The organism is Adlercreutzia equolifaciens DSM 19450, assembly GCF_000478885.1.
GTDB classification, from domain to species: domain Bacteria; phylum Actinomycetota; class Coriobacteriia; order Coriobacteriales; family Eggerthellaceae; genus Adlercreutzia; species Adlercreutzia equolifaciens.
On record NC_022567.1, the window covers coordinates 642,813 to 658,715 of the forward strand.

The 15,903-nt window shown below is 62.4% G+C and carries 18 protein-coding genes; 14 read left to right on the forward strand and 4 right to left on the reverse strand.

The features are described 5' to 3' along the window. Positions 1-109 precede the first annotated feature (109 nt). From AEQU_RS02320 to AEQU_RS02330, 3 genes are all read right to left on the reverse strand, one after another. Positions 110-997: a TrmH family RNA methyltransferase gene (locus AEQU_RS02320; RefSeq protein ID WP_022739314.1), complete on the reverse strand. Its 888-nt coding sequence runs from the start codon at positions 995-997 to the stop codon at positions 110-112. A 15-nt stretch (positions 998-1,012) separates the two neighbouring features. Then, positions 1,013-2,095 (reverse strand): acyltransferase family protein, encoded by a 1,083-nt coding sequence (locus AEQU_RS02325; protein WP_022739315.1) that lies wholly within the window; start codon positions 2,093-2,095, stop codon positions 1,013-1,015. A gap of 283 nt (positions 2,096-2,378) precedes the next feature. Next, entirely contained in the window at positions 2,379-3,200 is an 822-nt protein-coding gene (locus AEQU_RS02330) for a helix-turn-helix transcriptional regulator (RefSeq protein WP_022739316.1), read from the reverse strand. 643 nt (positions 3,201-3,843) lie between these two features. On the opposite strand from AEQU_RS02330, the gene AEQU_RS02335 reads away from it, so the two are divergent. The 7 genes from AEQU_RS02335 (at position 3,844) to AEQU_RS02365 (ending at position 9,341) form a co-directional block, all read left to right on the forward strand. Then, entirely contained in the window at positions 3,844-4,791 is a 948-nt protein-coding gene (locus AEQU_RS02335) for an undecaprenyl-diphosphate phosphatase (RefSeq protein ID WP_041714865.1), read from the forward strand. Positions 4,792-5,173: 382 nt separating this feature from the next. Next, positions 5,174-6,151 carry an NrfD/PsrC family molybdoenzyme membrane anchor subunit gene (nrfD, locus tag AEQU_RS02340; protein WP_022739318.1) on the forward strand — a complete coding sequence of 326 codons (978 nt, stop codon included), beginning with the start codon at positions 5,174-5,176 and terminating at the stop codon, positions 6,149-6,151. A 21-nt stretch (positions 6,152-6,172) separates the two neighbouring features. Continuing rightward, positions 6,173-6,634 carry a GntR family transcriptional regulator gene (locus tag AEQU_RS02345; RefSeq protein ID WP_022739319.1) on the forward strand — a complete coding sequence of 154 codons (462 nt, stop codon included), beginning with the start codon at positions 6,173-6,175 and terminating at the stop codon, positions 6,632-6,634. An 83-nt stretch (positions 6,635-6,717) separates the two neighbouring features. Then, positions 6,718-7,650 carry a slipin family protein gene (locus AEQU_RS02350; RefSeq protein WP_022739320.1) on the forward strand — a complete coding sequence of 311 codons (933 nt, stop codon included), beginning with the start codon at positions 6,718-6,720 and terminating at the stop codon, positions 7,648-7,650. Between the two features lie 111 nt (positions 7,651-7,761). Next, on the forward strand, positions 7,762-8,055 hold the full coding sequence (locus AEQU_RS02355; RefSeq protein ID WP_022739321.1) for a helix-turn-helix transcriptional regulator: 294 nt from the start codon (positions 7,762-7,764) through the stop codon (positions 8,053-8,055). Continuing rightward, positions 8,052-8,702: a HipA N-terminal domain-containing protein gene (locus tag AEQU_RS02360; RefSeq protein ID WP_022739322.1), complete on the forward strand. Its 651-nt coding sequence runs from the start codon at positions 8,052-8,054 to the stop codon at positions 8,700-8,702. The genes AEQU_RS02355 and AEQU_RS02360 overlap by 4 nt, the downstream gene beginning before the upstream one ends. A gap of 3 nt (positions 8,703-8,705) precedes the next feature. After that, entirely contained in the window at positions 8,706-9,341 is a 636-nt protein-coding gene (locus AEQU_RS02365) for a HipA domain-containing protein (RefSeq protein ID WP_022739323.1), read from the forward strand. 4 nt (positions 9,342-9,345) lie between these two features. Here the strand turns inward: AEQU_RS02365 and AEQU_RS12455 are convergent, their stop codons facing one another. Then, positions 9,346-9,588 (reverse strand): helix-turn-helix domain-containing protein, encoded by a 243-nt coding sequence (locus AEQU_RS12455; RefSeq protein ID WP_041714364.1) that lies wholly within the window; start codon positions 9,586-9,588, stop codon positions 9,346-9,348. Between AEQU_RS12455 and AEQU_RS02375 the strand changes: the two genes are divergently transcribed. From AEQU_RS02375 to AEQU_RS11710, 7 genes are all read left to right on the forward strand, one after another. Beyond that, on the forward strand, positions 9,587-9,904 hold the full coding sequence (locus tag AEQU_RS02375) for a hypothetical protein (RefSeq protein WP_022739324.1): 318 nt from the start codon (positions 9,587-9,589) through the stop codon (positions 9,902-9,904). The two genes, AEQU_RS12455 and AEQU_RS02375, sit on opposite strands and share 2 nt — an antisense overlap. After that, positions 9,897-10,166: a hypothetical protein gene (locus AEQU_RS02380; RefSeq protein WP_022739325.1), complete on the forward strand. Its 270-nt coding sequence runs from the start codon at positions 9,897-9,899 to the stop codon at positions 10,164-10,166. Before AEQU_RS02375 ends, AEQU_RS02380 begins: the two co-directional genes overlap by 8 nt. A gap of 254 nt (positions 10,167-10,420) precedes the next feature. Further along, positions 10,421-12,850 carry a molybdopterin-dependent oxidoreductase gene (locus AEQU_RS02385; RefSeq protein ID WP_022739326.1) on the forward strand — a complete coding sequence of 810 codons (2,430 nt, stop codon included), beginning with the start codon at positions 10,421-10,423 and terminating at the stop codon, positions 12,848-12,850. Between the two features lie 9 nt (positions 12,851-12,859). Further along, a complete protein-coding gene (locus AEQU_RS02390; protein WP_041714367.1) occupies positions 12,860-13,477 on the forward strand; it encodes a 4Fe-4S dicluster domain-containing protein in 618 nt (205 codons plus the stop codon). A 12-nt stretch (positions 13,478-13,489) separates the two neighbouring features. After that, positions 13,490-14,692: an NrfD/PsrC family molybdoenzyme membrane anchor subunit gene (nrfD, locus tag AEQU_RS02395; protein ID WP_022739328.1), complete on the forward strand. Its 1,203-nt coding sequence runs from the start codon at positions 13,490-13,492 to the stop codon at positions 14,690-14,692. Positions 14,693-14,804: 112 nt separating this feature from the next. After that, positions 14,805-15,491 carry a nucleotidyltransferase domain-containing protein gene (locus AEQU_RS11705; RefSeq protein WP_022739329.1) on the forward strand — a complete coding sequence of 229 codons (687 nt, stop codon included), beginning with the start codon at positions 14,805-14,807 and terminating at the stop codon, positions 15,489-15,491. Then, positions 15,481-15,870, forward strand: coding sequence for a HepT-like ribonuclease domain-containing protein (locus AEQU_RS11710; RefSeq protein ID WP_022739330.1), 390 nt, complete (start codon positions 15,481-15,483; stop codon positions 15,868-15,870). Before AEQU_RS11705 ends, AEQU_RS11710 begins: the two co-directional genes overlap by 11 nt. The last annotated feature ends 33 nt before the right edge of the window (positions 15,871-15,903 follow it).

The following is a 15,903-nucleotide window of genomic DNA, read 5'->3' on the forward strand; positions in this document are numbered from 1 at the left end:
CTTCCGCTCCATCCGTAGGGGGCGACCTCGGTCGCCCCTCACAAGAGGGATAACCTTGCCTGATGAGGGCTGATCAAGGTCAGCCCCTACGGGATGTGGCTGCGCGACGCTAGCCTTCCCGGCGGGTTTCCCAGAAGGCGACGGCGCTGGCGGCGGCGACGTTCAGGGAATCGACCCCGTGGTGCATGGGGATGCGCACGGTCCAGTCGCAGGCGGCGATGGTGGAGGCGGCCAGGCCGCCGCCTTCCGTGCCCAGTACGAGGGCCAGCTTGTCGGCTGCCTTCAGACGCGTATCGGCGATGGAAAGCGCGTCGTCGGCCAGGGCCAGGGCGGCTGTGACAAAGCCGGCCTCGCGCAGGCGCGCCACGCCTTCGGCCGCCCAATCGCGCGCGTGCCCGATGCGGGCCCAGGGCACTTGGAACACCGTGCCCATGGAAACGCGCGACGCGCGGCGGAACAGCGGGTCGTGGCAGGCCGGCGTGAGCAGCACCGCATCGATGCCGAGGGCGGCGGCGCTGCGGAAGATGGCCCCGATGTTGGTGTAGTTCGTGACGTCCTCCAGCACGGCGACGCGGTGGGCGCCAGTAAGCAGGGCGGCCAGGTCGGGCTCGGGCGGCCGGTGAAAGGCGGCCAAGGGCCCGCGGGTCATCTCGTAGCCGGTGATGGAGCGCATCTCCTCCGAGGAGACCACGGCCACGGGGGCGGCCGGATTAGCCGCGTGCACCTTTTCCAAGAGCGCTTCGGAGGCGGCGAGCCAGCGCCGGTCGGTGAGCACGGCGAAGGGGACGCACCCGGCGTTAAGGGCGCGGTCGATGACGTTCACGGACTCAGCGACGAACAGGCCCGACGCCAAGCGCTCCGGCGCGCCCTCCGGGTCGATGGCGCGGGCCAGGCCCACGAGCTGCTTGGGGTCGCGCAGCTGCCCGTCGGTCATGGACGAGAACGGCGCCAGATACGGGTCGCCCCCCGCCAGAAAAGATGTTTGCGACTTGTTCATGGGCCTCAGTATACGTTAGTGCGGCGTCTTCCGGAGCATGGTGGCCGGCGCGGGCGGCAGATGGCGGGCCGGATACACGATGATGCCGGCCTTCCCAAGGCGCGAAAGGGCGGCCATGATCAGCACCGGCATGCCGTAGCAGACGAGCGCCGCCCCCGCGGCCGCCATCCACGGTGCTGCCGTGACGGAGATGCCGGCCGCCTTCCAAAGATGGAAGTACAGGGCGAGGCAGATGCCGTGGAAGAGCCAGATGGCCATGGTGTAGCGGGTCACGAAGCCGTAGAAGCGGTTCTGCCGCCCGCTGCGGAACACGGTGGAGAACAGGGAGGTCGCCCACAGCACGCCGAGCGCGTCCAGAACGGCGTGGGACGTCTCGCCGGTCCAGCCGGCGTAGAAGGCGATCACGCTGGTGGCCACCCACAGGGCGCCGAGGGCCCAGGCCTTCTCGGATCCGCGCACGAGGGGCAGGCCCCGGTAGAGCGCCATGGCCATGCCGCCGGCAACCCAGATCCAGTTCTCGGCCACGGAGGTGACGGCGTAGGGGAGGCGCGCGGCCATCTCGGCGGTGGCGGGCAGCGAAGCGAGCGCCACGATGGCTGCTTTCGCTGCGACGGCGGCGAACAGGAGGCCGCTGGCGTTGCGGCGGCTCTTCACGGTGGGGGTGATGGCGTAAATGATGAGGCAGGTATAGAAGTAGCCGACGGGAATGACGGGCTCGATGAAGAGCGCGCGGAGGAGATCGGCGACCGACAGAGGCGGCTTCGCGCCGACGACCGAGTTCGTGAGCAGCACGAGCACGGTGAACGCTGCGAAGGGGATGCCCATGAGCGCCAGCTCGCGGCGGAGGTTCTGGCCCCAGGCGCGAGGGGTGCGCGTCGTGCGGTAGCGCTGGTAGAGAAAGCCCAGGCAGAAGTAGAAAATCGGCAGCTGGAAGGGAACGAGGTACTCGAGAATCCACCGACTGGCGGTCGAGGGGGTGAAAAGGCCCTGGGCGCTGCAGGTGGTGATGAGGGTGCCGAAGGCGATGAGGAGGGACGCGGTGGCTTCCACGTTGTGCGTCCAGACGTCCTTGGGGCCGCCGGAGCCGTGGCCGTGCATCTCGCCTTCGGGGACGTCGGGCGTCTTTCGAGAGCGGCTTCCCGCAAATGTTGCCGAGTCTTTCGGGCGGCCGTCAGGGGAGGCGGTCGTTGCGCTTTCGAGTTGCGGCGATGCAGGGCACGCTATGTCGGCGAAGTTGCTCATGGGTTCACGGTAGCACGCGGGCACCACGACGAAGGCGGCGTGCGGGCGTCTGTTTCCCCAATGATGACCTCTCGCGGACGCGCCTGCGAGTGCCGGCGCCGCCTACCAGATGGGCGGGCGCGCTAGCGAACGGCGCTGGCTATGGCCGTCCTCCCTCCTGCCTGCCGTGGCGCAGGGCCGCCCTGCTGCGGAGGGTCGTGGGGCTGCCAGCGGGACGGTCGGGATCTCCGCGCTCTTGCTCGCTGCCAGGGTTTTGCGCGGGGAGGCCCGTCGCCGGGTTGTCGGAGCCGCCCCCGGGCAAGCAGGTATTTTGGCCGCGGAGGGCGCATCCGGGGCGCGCGGCGCCTCGGCCGTCGGGCGGTGTCGTTTGGTTGCTGCGGCAGCAGGGAGTGTCGCGACGGCCGCCGTCGCTCCGGTCGTCGTTGCGCTCGTCGGCCAGGATGACACGCTCGAAATCGCGCCGATTGCTGACATAGGCCTTCCGGAAGATATTCGTGGCATGGAATTGCACCGTGCGCACGGCCAGGTGCCGCTCGGCGGCGATGGTCGCGTAGCTTTGATGCTGCAGGATGAGCTTGGCAATGGGCATCTCCTTGGGCGTGAGGCCCAGACTGTCCAGCTCTCCCTGGATCTGCTCGGCACGGGTGACGCGGCGCATTTGCTGCGTGCGCAGGCTTCTCTCCCGCAAGGCCAGCATCATGCCGAGTGCCGCCAGGGCGCAGGCCGCTGCCAAGGATCCGAACACGAGGGTCGACTGGTCGAGGTTCGCCGGCGCTGGCGCTCCGGCGGCGAACGAAACGGCAGCGCCGATGAGCACGAGAGCTAGCCCGAAGGAAGCCACGGCGCCTGCGAACAGGAGCGCGCCCGTCCGGTCGGTGCGCTCGCCGGTGTTTTCGCGGTTGAGCGGGGAGGGATGGAGGATGGGCGGGATCAGACCGCCGGGGTGGGCAGCTTTCAGCATGATAGTATCCTTTTGTCGGAAGGGGGAGACCCTTCGGTTGGTGGGCGCATCCGTGATGAGGCAAGGACGTCCGTGCGCCGCGGGTTGTGCCGCAGTGCGCCTGAGCGCCAGGAAGAGGGCGAGGCCTGTTGAGTTGAAAGCTGCGTTTGCCGGGCCGGAAAAACATTTCGCTTCCGGTCTCTCGCGGGTGTCCCATGATACCCCAATGGAACTGACATCGTTGGTAAAAGTGCGATCTTCGATAGTTTTATTACCACGATGCTTGGTGTTCGTTGGCGCATCGTTGCTTTCGAAAAGAGGCTTTGAGCAGGGAAAACGAACCTGCTTGCTATGTTGTATCTGACATGAAATCGGCTACGTGCACAAGCCGTGGTGGAATGGGCGGCACGCGCGACACGACGGGTTGTGTCGCGCGCTGCGAGCGCTGGGCTGGCCGGCGCCTCGGTAGACCAAAGTGACAAACGTGGACTTTCTCCGTAGGAATCCTGACGATTCGCAGTGCCGTGATAGCATTTCCGAGGCTCGAAAGAGGGAGTGCCCCTTGTGCGCTTTTCCTCGTGTTGGCGGCGCGCTCTGGCCTGGGTTGCCGCTCGCCGCTTGGGCCGACAGGCAAGCAAATCGTACGGAGGCAGTTTCTGTGGACATGTTTATCGAAGTTCTGAAGGCGTTCTTCATCGGCGTCGTGGAGGGCATCACCGAATGGCTGCCCATCTCTTCCACGGGCCACATGATTCTCGTGGACGAGTTCGTGAAGCTGAACGTGTCGGCGGAGTTCCTGGAGCTGTTCTTAGTGGTCATCCAACTGGGCGCCATCATGGCCGTGCTCATCCTGTACTTCCATAAGCTGAACCCGTTCTCGCCGAAGAAGACGTCGGCCGAGAAGCGCGGCACGTGGCGGCTGTGGGGCATGGTGGCCATCGGCTGCATCCCGGCGGCGGCCATCGGACTTACGCTGGACGACTTCTTCAACGAGTACTTCTACAACGCGTGGACGGTGGCCATCGCCCTTATCGTCTACGGCGTCGTGTTCATCCTGCTGGAGCGGCGCAACCGTCGGCGCGAGGCAGCCTACCTGGCCAGTCGCGCCCCTCGGCGTCCCCGCGGCGCCCATGCGCGTCCCGTGCCTGAGGTGGGTCCGGGCGACGATGGCGACGACGCCGAGATGGCCCTGTTCCGCGTGCGCACCGTGGACGAGATCGACTGGAAGACGTCGCTGAAGATCGGCTGCTTCCAAATGCTTGCCATCATCCCCGGCACGTCGCGCTCGGGCTCCACCATCATCGGCGGCATGCTGTGCGGCTGCTCGCGCACGGCGGCGGCGGAGTTCACGTTCTTTCTCGCGATTCCCGTCATGTTCGGCTGGGGCGTGCTGAAGCTCATCAAGTATCTGATGGCCGTGGGTCTGGCCATGACGGCCACCGAGATCGCCGTGCTCGTGGTGGGCATCGTGACGGCATTCGTGGTGTCGGTGATCTCCATCAAGTTCCTCATGGGCTACATCAAGAAGAACGACTTCACGGCGTTCGGCGTCTACCGCATCATCGTAGGTTTGGTGGTGCTCGCCTACTTCGGCGTGAAGGTGCTGCTGTAGCCGACGCAAAAGCGGCGCGATTTCAACGTGAATTAACCGTGCGAATCGGGAACGAAGGCCTTCTCGGAAAAGCTTGCCGTCGGATTCGGGCTGTTTTTTCGAGTTGTTAGACTTTAGGTACGCGCGATGGTTCGCTCAAAAACTGTGGCAGAACAAAATGTGTAAGAAAAGTAATAAAATACGATATATGAGAAGACAAGATGGAAGCAGGCAATCACCTGCGAGCGCGTTGGATGTCTAACAACTCGAAATTCTTGGTGCTGCTCTCCCTGAATCTTTCCTGACGGACGCATCGCTTCTTCGATTGTCTTATGATAATCTTAACGCCGGAATGCGGGGTCGGTGGGTTCCGTAGGCATTGTCTAGGGCAAGAGGAGGAGTCGTGTTCAGCGAACTGGTGGTTGCTTACCTCTTTCTGGGAGGGACAGGGGCGGGCGCGCTCTTGATTGCCGCAGTGCTGATGCTCCTCGCTGACGAGAGAGCCGTGAGCCGCGGAGTGGTTGTGCGCTTCAGAGACAACGGAAGCGCTGCCTATCGCCGACTGTTCGTGTCGATACTCGTGGCCTCGCTGGTAGTCTTAGTGCTGGGGGTCCTGTGCCTTGCGGCTGATGTGGGGCGCCTCGATCGCATCCTTTTGCTGGCGGTTTCATCCCCTTCGAATTATCTGGTCGTAGGATTCTGGGCACTTTTGCTTTGTGGCACGTTGGCGGCAGCCATGCTTCTTGTGTGGCTCGGGGTGCCGTCGGTGTCTCTGCCTCTATTCAGAGCGCTCGCTGTCTTGCTTGCGGCGGTGTCTTTCGTCGCGGTGATCTATACGGGACTGTTGCTGTCGGGTATGCCGTCGGTGCCGTTGTGGTTCGGCCCGTGGCTGCCGGGGCTGTTCGCGATCTCGGCTCTCTCGTGCGGAGTGGCGCTTGTGGGCATGGTGGCAGTATTTTCGGGAATGGCGACGGTTTTCGGCCGAACGATGCGGCAAGTCGTTCGCGCCGATATGGTTCTCCTTGCCCTGGAGGCGGTCGTCGTGGCGCTGTGGCTTGGTGCAGCGTGGCTGGAACACGGCGGCTCGGCTTCCTCGGGGGCAACGCCTACCGATGCGGCCGCGTTGGCATCGGTGGCCTCCGTATTGAACGGTGCGTGCTCTCTGCCGTTCTGGGGCGGCCTTGTGCTCGTTGGCCTTGTTGCTCCTTTTGCGATAGAGGCTGTCCTCGCGCGTTGCAATGCGAGTAAGGACGTCGCCGAGGCGTCTCTCGCCTCGCGCGCGTTGCTCGCCAGCGCCGGTTGCGTTCTTGTTGGCGGCGCCTGTTTGCGCGCGGTCGTAGTGGCGGCCGGGATGCTGCCCGTTGTTTCTGTTCCCTTCTAGTCCTTGAGAGAAAGGTCGTCCATGTTTCCCTTCGAAGTTGATCCGACAAGCGACTTGCCCCTGTGGGTGCAGCTGCGCAACCGCATCGCCTACCTCATCAACGACGGCACCCTGGCGCCCGGCGACAAGCTGCCCACGGTGCGCGGCCTGGCTTCGGAGATCTCCATCAACTACAACACGGTGAACAAGGCCTACCTGAGCCTCGTGTCCGACGGGTACCTGGAATCGACGCGGGGTCGTGGCGTGTTCGTGACCGATTTGGGTGCGAAGATGGGTGCGGAAGGGGAGGGTGAGGCCGATGCGGTGCTAGACGAGTGCATCGCGGCGTGCCGCGAGCTGGGCATGGGGCTAGATGACATCGAGCGCGCCATGAGCCGAAAGATCAAGCGCCTGAAGTACGATGAGGCCCGTGAGCGCGGCGAGGTGTCCGCTCGCATCATCGATTTCGAGAAGCCCGCCGTGCGGGCCGAGAAGGGGGCGTGACAGCTCGCGCCTCCCGTCCCTGTTTGCGTCTCTGACTGCGCCGAATGACGCCGTCCCGCAAGTCCCGATCTGAAGGAGTTCCCATGTTCGGCAAAGAGAAGTCTTCCGACGAGCGTCGCTTCCGCGTGGTGCCGGATGTGTCTACGGAAGTGGTGGGGGAGCGCGCCTCTTCGGCGGGCGTGCTGCTGTTCTCCGCCGTGCTGTTCGTCGTGGTGCTGGCCTGCGTGCTGGGCGTTGGCGCGCTTGCGACCGGCCGCGTGACCCTAGGACTTATCATCGTGGCCGCGTTGGTGGCGCTTCTTGCCATCGGTTGCTGTCATATCGCTCAGCAGTGGGAGCGCGTGGTGGTGCTTCGCCTCGGGCGCTTTAACCGCGTGTCGGGGCCGGGGCTGTTCTGGACTATTCCCGTCATCGAGTCGAATACCATGCGGGTGGACACGCGCACCCGGGTGACCACCTTCTACGCCGAGGAGACGCTGACGGCCGATCTCGTGCCCATGAACGTGGACGCCGTGCTGTTCTGGCACGTGTGGGACGCCGCCGCGGCCTGCACCGAAGTGGGCGACTTCACCCGCGCCGTGGAGATGGCGGCCCAAACGGCCCTGCGCGACGCTATCGGCCGGGCAAGCGCTGCCGAGGTGGCCATCCGCCGCGAGCAGCTGGATCGGGAGCTCAAACGGGTGCTGGAGGAGAAGGTGGCGCCCTGGGGCGTGACCGTGCTTTCGGTGGAGGTGCGCGACATCCTTCTGCCAAAGGAGCTGCAGGAGGCCATGAGTCTGGAGGCCCAGGCCGAGCAACGCAAGAAGGCCCGCATCATCCTCATGGAGGCGGAGCACGACATCTACGAGATCTTGGACGAAATGGAAGAGCTCATCGGCGACCACGAGGCGATCTCGCGCCTGCGCACCATGCACCTGCTGAACGAGTCGCTGCGCGAGGGCAAGGGCACCGTCGTCATCCCCAGCGCCTTCGCCGAGGGCTTCAACGAGGGCCTGGGCGACCTGCTCAAGGGCTAACTGTCAAAAATATTTGACAATCACCTCGTTTTCCAATCTATCAAGAATATTTGACATTTTCCCAATATCGACTAATATCAAGAAAAATTGATATCCGATGGGAGATGTACGATGAAGTGGACCAATGTGTACGGCCTTGACCAGCTCGGGTCGTTTCTCCAGAAAACCCGCAAGGAAAAGGGGTACACCCAAGATGAGTTCGCCGAGATCATCGGTGCCTCCCACGCCACCCTTTCGGCTCTTGAAAATGGCAAGGGCGTCAGCTCCCAGACCCTCATGCGCGCCATCAGCGATTTGGGCTTGAAGCTGGTGGTGCTCCCCAAGGGCGCTCAAGCCGAAGTGCATGATGCCCCTGCGTCGGTGGTGTCGCTTCTGCGCTCGCGCCAAGAAGGGGGTCAACAGTGAATTCCGAGACCCTTGAGGTTCGCCTCGGCGGCGAAAAGATTGGGCAATTGGCTCGCACGAAGAACGGCGCTCGTTTCGCGTTCGCGGAAGAGATGGCCTCGGCGCATCCCTCTTCGCCCCTGCTCTCAACGGCGCTCTGCGTGCAAGAGGAGCCCTTCGATGCCCAGCGGACATTTTCCTGGTTCTCGGGGCTTTTGCCCGAAGACGCGAGGCTCGATGAGCTGCAGCGGTTCTACGGTGTTGCCGAGGGCGACTATTTCGGATTGCTCGCCCAGATTGGCTGGGAGTGCGCCGGCGCCGTTGAGGTGATGCCCTCGGAAGATTGGGCGTTGGCGCGTGCGAGCCAGGAGCTGCCGCGCGAGAAGCGATTGACTCCCGAGGAACTGTCGGCACGTCTGGCGGCATTGCCGTCGCACCCTTACGATGACGCATCTTCTCTGCGGGTGTCGCTTGGCGGCTTTCAGGAGAAGCTGTGCGTGACTGCGAGACCAGAAGACTGGGCTGCGGCTGAGCCAGGCCACAGGGCCTTAAGTTCCGCGGCGCTTCCTTTGGACGGGGCTCCTTCGACGCATATATTGAAGCCGCAGCCCCAGGGTCGGCTTGCAGGATTGGTCGAAGCGGAAGCATGGGGAATGGAGGTCGCATGACATGTGACGGAGACGGCTGGCTCAGCCATTCTCGATTTGCCCGACGTGCCGCCTACGCTGGCTGTGGAACGCTTCGACCGAGTTGAAACCGAAAGAGGGCTTGTGCGGCTGCACCAGGAAGACTGCGCGCAGGCTCTCGGCATAGAGCCGGGACGCAAGTACGCGGCAACGGCGACGCCCACGAAAAGCGATCCGACCTATAAGGGCATTGCCGAGCTGCTGTCCCGCTATGCCGCCGACTCGCTGGAAGAGCGCAAGCGGCTGCTGCGGCATCTCTTCGTGAGCACCGTTCTGGGAAATACCGACGCTCACGCCAAGAACTACGCGCTGCTCCACGGGGGCGACGAGGTGTGCCTCGCGCCGCTCTATGACGTCGTGCCAGCCCTTGAGATTACGCCGAACGTGCTGTTCATGGGCTTGCGCATCGATGGCTGCATTCGCATCGATAGGATCGAGCGAGAGAATATTGTAGCTGAGGCCCGCTCATGGGGCCTGCCTGCTCGCGTCGTAGACGAAGTGCTTGGAAAGGCGGCGGAAGATGTTCGCCTCGGCATCGCGATTGCCTCCGAGCTGTATCCCGAAGCCGGCGCCCGCCACGCCGCGCCCGCTTTGGAGCGGTTGAAGGCGATGGGATTCTAGATTCCTACAGGCAGGCAGCTTGGTTGAAGGGACGGATCCGCTTGAGCTCGGGGGCGAGCTTGCGCCTTGTGATTTCCAGGTCGTAGGCTTCTTGGGCGCGAAGCCAGTAGCCATCGGTGAGGCCGAAGAAGCGGCAGAAGCGCAAATCAGAATCTGTTGATCTATGGAACTGAATTTGATATTGAATAAGGTATCGATTTTGAGTAGTATATAGATATCTAACTGAGTACTTTAAGGAGATTGCCATGACAGTTCCTGCATATGAGGCACCAAGGGCTACCCCTATCTACTCCTTTGCCGCCTTGAAAACCAAGCAAAGAGAAATTAAAGACAGGGCTGCTGAAGAAGTGGTCCACATTACCGAGAACGGCAATGCTGCTTACATCTTTTGCTCCGAGGATGTTTTAGCACAAGAAAAAGCGCGTGCTGTAGAGGAGGCGTTGTACGAGCGAAGAGTTATGGAAGTGCTCGAGAGGGGAGAGGCCGATTTTGCGGCCGGGCGTGTATTCCATGGCGTAGCGGAAGCAAGAGCCGAAGTCGAAAAGAGGCTTGGTCGTGGCTAAAGTCGAAGTCTCTGAAGGCTTTGTTGAGGATATGACCCAGGTATACATGGACTCAAAGCGCGAGGAGATATGGTATGCGGTATCTCTTCTTGAGTTTGCGCCCGAGATGGGGTCGAGGATACTGCCCACTTCAATCAAGCGACGCTTCGGCGACACGGTTCGCAAAGTCGTTGTAGACCCCTTCGATATAATCTACCGCTATTTTGCTGAGCAGGATTTGGTCTATGTAGTGGGCTTAGTGCACCAGCGCGCGGCTCAATAGATAAACTATCCTCAAAATAGATAACCTGCTTTGAAAATTGTCCTATGATAATCCTTGCATTGTCATAGGACAATTTGTTATAGTGCTTCCCGTGGAATTTGGCCAATTCTCAAGGATTACCAGCAGAGGGGATAGCGACCTGCGCGATTGAGGAGACGCAGGTGCGGAGTCAAAGACCCGTTGTCGCAGAACTTCAGCAGAAGCTACGCGCGGCGTCCCGCGACTCAGTCCCTGGGAATTCAAAAGGAGGAGAGATGTCCGAGACAACCCATCCCACGGGCGGACTCACTCGACGCGGTTTCTTGAAAACCACGGGTGCCGCAGCTGCGGGCCTTGCCTGCGCGGGCGCTGTGGGCGCGGCCATCGGCGGGGGCATGCTGGCACCCGCGAAGGCCACGGCCCAGGGGGAGGAGCGAACGGCGCACCTGTGCCATCAGTTCCATTGCCTGACCGGGTGCAACTTGAAGTGCACTATTCGCGACGAACGTATCACGCTGATCGAGCCGAGCGATATCGTAGCGGACAAGAAACATTCGACCATCTGCCTGCGTGGCATTGGCGAGCTGTCCCATATTTACGCGCAGGATCGGCTGAAGGTGCCGCTGAAGCGCGTTGGTGAGCGCGGCGCCGGCGAGTTCGAGCAGATCAGCTGGGACGAGGCCATTAAGACGATTGCCGACAACCTCAAGGAAGCCCAGCAGAAATACGGCGAAGGCTCGGTGTTCATCCGCAAGTCCACCGAGGCGGGCATCGAGTTCGACTTCATCACGCAGTTGCTGCATGCTGACTCGGGTGGCAACTGGGGCCTTGATCGCGGGCAGGCAAACGGCCTGGGGCCGGCTTTCGGTCCTTGGAGCTATCTATCGAACCGCTCCCACTGGGAGTTCAAAGACGCGGCCACCATCATCGAACTGAGCCACAACCCGCTGGAGAGCGCCATGGTTTGGTCGCGCCCCCTCATGGATGCCAAAGAGGCTGGAACCTATATCGTCACCATCGATCCGCGCTTTACGGGCACGGCGGCGAAGTCCGACGAGTGGCTGCCGGTGCGACCCGGCACGGATGCGGCCCTTATCCAGGGCATGCTTAAGGCCGTCGTGGACAACGAGTGGTACGACGAGGCCTTCGTGCTCGCTCACACCTCCTGCCCCTACCTGGTCGATCGCGACGCAGGCAAAAGCTACCGCAGCGCCGAGGTCATGGCGCCCAATCCCGCCGTGGTGAGCGCCGAGCCGGTGGGCGCTCCTATGGTGTGGGATACGGTGACCGGCGCTCCCGTTCTCTACGACAGCGCCAATGCGATTCCGGCGCTTGAAGGCGAGTGGACGGTGGACGGCAAGCACTTGATCACTGAGTTCACGCTCATAAAGGAATGGCTCGACACCCTCACCCTCGAATGGGCCGCCGAGACCTCGGGCATCGATCAGCAGACAATCGTGAATCTGGCCGACCGCTATGCCAACAACGGACCTGCCATCATCGACATCGGCCTGGGCGGCGCCGACAAGTACACCAACGCCGATGTGCTGGGGCATTCCACGGCCATGTTGGTGGCCCTGACCGGCCAGTACGGCAAGAAGGGCGCCGGCTATGGTTCCTATTGCGGCCTGGGCGCCAACGATCCGTCGGCGACGTTCAATTACTGGGTCCTTCCCGAGGAGTACCACTACGGAGACAGCCCCGTCTCTATGTACGACATGCCCTATCAGGAGAACAGCATCCATGCGGCCCTGACCTTCGGCGATGCCTTCACCTTGGAGGCGGGCGCGGCCAATGACATGTTGGAATGGGTGAAGAGCCTCGACTTCTTCGCTATCGTCGATATCTACCACTCCTCGGCGGTAGACTATGCTGACATCGTGCTGCCGGCCTGCACCAAATTCGAGTGCGAGGAAAACGTGAAGCAGCTGCGCGACAGCATGGGCCATGTGATGCTGGCCAACGGCATGGTGGATCCGATGTTCGAATCGAAGAGCGATCTGCAAATCGAGCGCCTGCTGGCCGCCCAGTGGGGCCTGGAAGACCTGCTTCCCGAATCCTACGAGGAACTTGCGCGTTTCATGCTCGACGGGGCTGCCGAGCTTGATCCCCGGATGGAGGGCATCACCTATGATGCGCTGTTGGAGCACGGCGGCGTGATGGCCCTGCCCGAGACGGGCGACGACTATATGCCCGACGGTCTGGCTGAAGGGTTCCTCACACCCTCCACGCGCATCGAGCTGTACTACGAGTATCTGGTCGACCAAGGCCACGAGCTGCCGGTGTACGAGGACGCGAACGAGGCCTACGAGAGCAATCCGAAGAAGACACAGTTCCCGCTCTATTTCACTCAGGGCAAGAGTCGCTATCGCATCCACGCCTACTATTCTGCCAATGAATGGTTCCAGGAAGATTTCGGCCCCAGCCTGAACATCGCTCCGGAAGATGCGGAGGCCCGCGGCATTGTGACGGGCGACGATGTCCGCGTATTCAACGACCGCGGCTCGTTCGTGGCCACGGCACTCGTCAACCGCTCGCTGCAGCCGGGCGTCCTGTTCATGGCCGAGACCACCTACACGCGTTACTACAAGGAAGGGTTCCTGCAGAACGTGACCAACTCCGCGCGTCTGGAGCGCGGGTACTCGATGTTCTTCGGTCCGCAGATCCCCTATAACGACGTGCTGGTGGAAGTAGAGAAGGCGTAGGTGAGAATTATGACGAGATACGGAATGGCCATCAACAAGACCCGTTGCATTGGCTGCCAGACCTGCGTCTTCGCATGCAAGATGCAGAACGGCGTTCCGAAGGACCTCCGATGGAACCGCGTTGTAACCGAAGGCGGAGGCGTAGCGGACGACGCCCAGGGGGAGTATCCCAATCTGACCCGGTCCTATCTGCCTTTGGCGTGCCAGCATTGCGAGAACCCGGCGTGCCAGCGCGTGTGCCCCACGGGCGCTACCTACAAGGACGAGCTCGGTCGCGTGGAGATCGACTACGATAAGTGCATCGGTTGTCGCATGTGCATGGCCGCCTGCCCCTACAACGCGCGCTCCTTCAACTGGGACGAGCCGGTTCATGTGCCGGATTTCGCCTACGGCGATGCTAACGTCGAAGGGCGCGTGCGAGGCGTGGCCGAGAAGTGCACCCTCTGCAAGGAGCGCACCGACCAAGGTGAGGAACCACGCTGCGTGCAGTGCTGCCCCATGGACGCCCGCATTTTCGGCGATTTGGACGATCCCGATTCCGAGGTGTCGAAGGTGATCCGCGCTCGAGGTGGTCGCGTCCTTTTGGAGGAACAGGGCACCCGTCCGCAAGTCTACTACTTTGAATAGGAGAGTGGCATCATGGAACTTCTGACCAAGAACAAGCCGCTCACGGCGGTGCTCGCGGTGCTGGCGGTGGTGGGCATCGGGGCCTATATCTACCAGCTGGTCGGCGGCCTGGCGGTGACGGGCATGTCCAACGGCGTGTCGTGGGGTCTCTACATCACCATGTTCATGTTCTTCGTGGGACTTTCCGCCGGCGGCCTTATCGTGGCCTCCTCGGCGAGCGTCTTCCGCATCAGGCGCTTCAAAGCCGTGGCCATGCCGGCGATTATCCTGTCGACGGTGTGCATCTGTCTGGCGGGCATGTTCGTTCTCATCGACCTGGGCGGCGTCCAGCGTGTCTGGCGCATTGTGACCGGCCCGAACCCCGCGTCGCCCCTGGTGTGGGACATCTGCGTCATCACTCTGCATCTGGTGATCAACGTGCTGTATTTGGTGAACATGCGCCGCGGCAACGATCATGCGGTGTCCATCATCTCGCGGTTTGCCCTGCCCTGCGCCATTCTGGTGCACTCGGTGACCGCTTGGATCTTCGGCCTGCAGATCGCCAAAGAGGGCTGGTACTCGGCCATCATGGCTCCCATCTTCGTGGCTTCGGCCATGGACTCGGGCCTGGCGCTGCTGCTGTGCGTGTTGGCCGCGCTTAAGAAGGCGCGTCTGTTCGACACCTCCCGCGAGCTTATGGCGTCGTTGGCTGGGCTTCTGGCCACCTGCATCGCTGTAGACGCGTTCTTCATCTTCTGCGAGGTACTGACCATGGCTTATCCCGGCGCTGCCGGTGCCGAGACGTTGGCGCTCATGACGAGCGGGCCTACGTCGCCGTTCTTCTGGTTCGAGATCGCTGGCGGCCTGGTTGTCCCGTTCCTCGTGCTGGTGTTCGCGAAGAACCGCGAGCGCACGGGGCTTGTGGTGGGGGCGAGCGTGCTCGTCATCGCCGGCGTGCTCTGCAAGCGCCTGTGGCTGCTGTTCACCTCGTTCATCGTGCCGAATGTGGAGGGCGCGCCGGGCGTTCTGTCCGACGGCGGCTGGGCACTTCTCGGTTCCTACGCACCGACGGTGCCCGAAGTGCTGATCGTGCTGGGCGTCGTGTCGGTGGGCACGCTGGGATTCATGGCGCTGGGTTCGAAATTGCTCGTGCCCGCGACCGAGACCGAGCGCGCGTCTGCTCGCGCTGCCGCGCCGGCCGAGCCCGACAGCGACTTCGAGCCGCTGACCGCATAAGTCACAAGTAGATAGCAGCATTAATCTTGGGCGACCCGTCAATAGCTGGCGGGTCTCCTTGTGCTATACTCGCTTGGAAGCTTGGTACCAAGCGCTTGGTGAGGAGGAAAGCATGGCGGAGGCGGCTCGCATGGCGCCGCAGCGGATCAAAGTGTCCAGCAAGCGGCAGATCACTATTCCGGCGAAAGCCTACAAGGATATGGGGTTCACCGAGTATGCTCTCATCGAGCAGACTGACGAGGGGTTGCTCATCAAGCCGCTGAACGTGGAGGACGAGGGAATGTCCCTTGACGTGCTGCGCCGGCTTATCGCCGAAGGCTACGAGGGTGAGGCGCTGGTCGAGCGCTACGCTGCCGTGTGCCCTCATGTGATTAAGTTCGAAGACGCACGGGCGTGCACGGCCGTGGACGGGGGCGACGCGAGCGAAGCTAAGCGGTTGAACGAGGCCGCGAATAAGGACTGCGTGTCCCATTTTGGCATGGCGCGCGAGGTCCGCGAGACCGAAAGGGCGCATGTGCTTGAAGCCGTCGCCTCCGAGTGTGCCCGTTTCGCCGCCATCACGAAGGGCTACGTGTTTGGCTCGTTCGCCCGCGGGGATTTCGCTGCCGAAAGCGACGTGGATGTTCGCCTCGAGTACGATGGGGCGGCCCCTTTCACCCTGTTCGAGGTGTCCCAGTTCCAAAAGCACCTCGAACGCGCCTGCGGGCGCGCCGTCGACGTGGTGACGGCCAAGCAGATAAAGAATCCCAACCTCGCCGCGGCCATAGAGCGGGAGAAGGTGCTGGTCTATGAGCGCTAAGGCCACTGATCTCGCCCGCATTCAGGAAATGTTCGATCTCATCACGGAGGCCCAAGGGCAAATTGAGCGTTTGGGCATCACCGAGGAGCGCTTCAAAAGGCCCGCTACTGATGCGGATCGGCTTTTCTCGGAGGCCATCATGAATCGGGTGCTCCGGGTGACTGAGGAAGCCGGTTCGCTCAGCGACGAAGCCCTTGCGCACTACGAATTCGAGCGCCGGGCTATCAAGGGCGTTCGCAATCGGCTTGCCCACGCCTATGGTGATGTAGACACCGATATTGTCTGGGATGTGGTGCAAGGGGACTTTCCCAAGTTGCTAGAAGGTTGTCAGGCGTACTGCGATGACTTGGGTCTGGAGCTGGAGTCTGCGCGACGCTAGAGCTATCCCCGCTGTTAACAAGATGGCAACAGC

Coding starts and splice junctions, on each gene's coding strand:
- AEQU_RS02320 (WP_022739314.1), bottom strand. CDS start 997: ATGAACAAGTCGCAAACATCTTTTCTGGCGGGGGGCGACCCGTATCTG.
- AEQU_RS02325 (WP_022739315.1), bottom strand. CDS start 2,095: ATGCACGGCCACGGCTCCGGCGGCCCCAAGGACGTCTGGACGCACAAC.
- AEQU_RS02330 (WP_022739316.1), bottom strand. CDS start 3,200: ATGCTGAAAGCTGCCCACCCCGGCGGTCTGATCCCGCCCATCCTCCAT.
- AEQU_RS02335 (WP_041714865.1), top strand. CDS start 3,844: ATGTTTATCGAAGTTCTGAAGGCGTTCTTCATCGGCGTCGTGGAGGGC.
- AEQU_RS02345 (WP_022739319.1), top strand. CDS start 6,173: ATGTTTCCCTTCGAAGTTGATCCGACAAGCGACTTGCCCCTGTGGGTG.
- AEQU_RS02350 (WP_022739320.1), top strand. CDS start 6,718: ATGTTCGGCAAAGAGAAGTCTTCCGACGAGCGTCGCTTCCGCGTGGTG.
- AEQU_RS02355 (WP_022739321.1), top strand. CDS start 7,762: ATGAAGTGGACCAATGTGTACGGCCTTGACCAGCTCGGGTCGTTTCTC.
- AEQU_RS02375 (WP_022739324.1), top strand. CDS start 9,587: ATGACAGTTCCTGCATATGAGGCACCAAGGGCTACCCCTATCTACTCC.
- AEQU_RS12455 (WP_041714364.1), bottom strand. CDS start 9,588: ATGGCAATCTCCTTAAAGTACTCAGTTAGATATCTATATACTACTCAA.
- AEQU_RS02385 (WP_022739326.1), top strand. CDS start 10,421: ATGTCCGAGACAACCCATCCCACGGGCGGACTCACTCGACGCGGTTTC.
- AEQU_RS02390 (WP_041714367.1), top strand. CDS start 12,860: ATGACGAGATACGGAATGGCCATCAACAAGACCCGTTGCATTGGCTGC.
- nrfD (WP_022739328.1), top strand. CDS start 13,490: ATGGAACTTCTGACCAAGAACAAGCCGCTCACGGCGGTGCTCGCGGTG.
- AEQU_RS11705 (WP_022739329.1), top strand. CDS start 14,805: ATGGCGGAGGCGGCTCGCATGGCGCCGCAGCGGATCAAAGTGTCCAGC.
- AEQU_RS11710 (WP_022739330.1), top strand. CDS start 15,481: ATGAGCGCTAAGGCCACTGATCTCGCCCGCATTCAGGAAATGTTCGAT.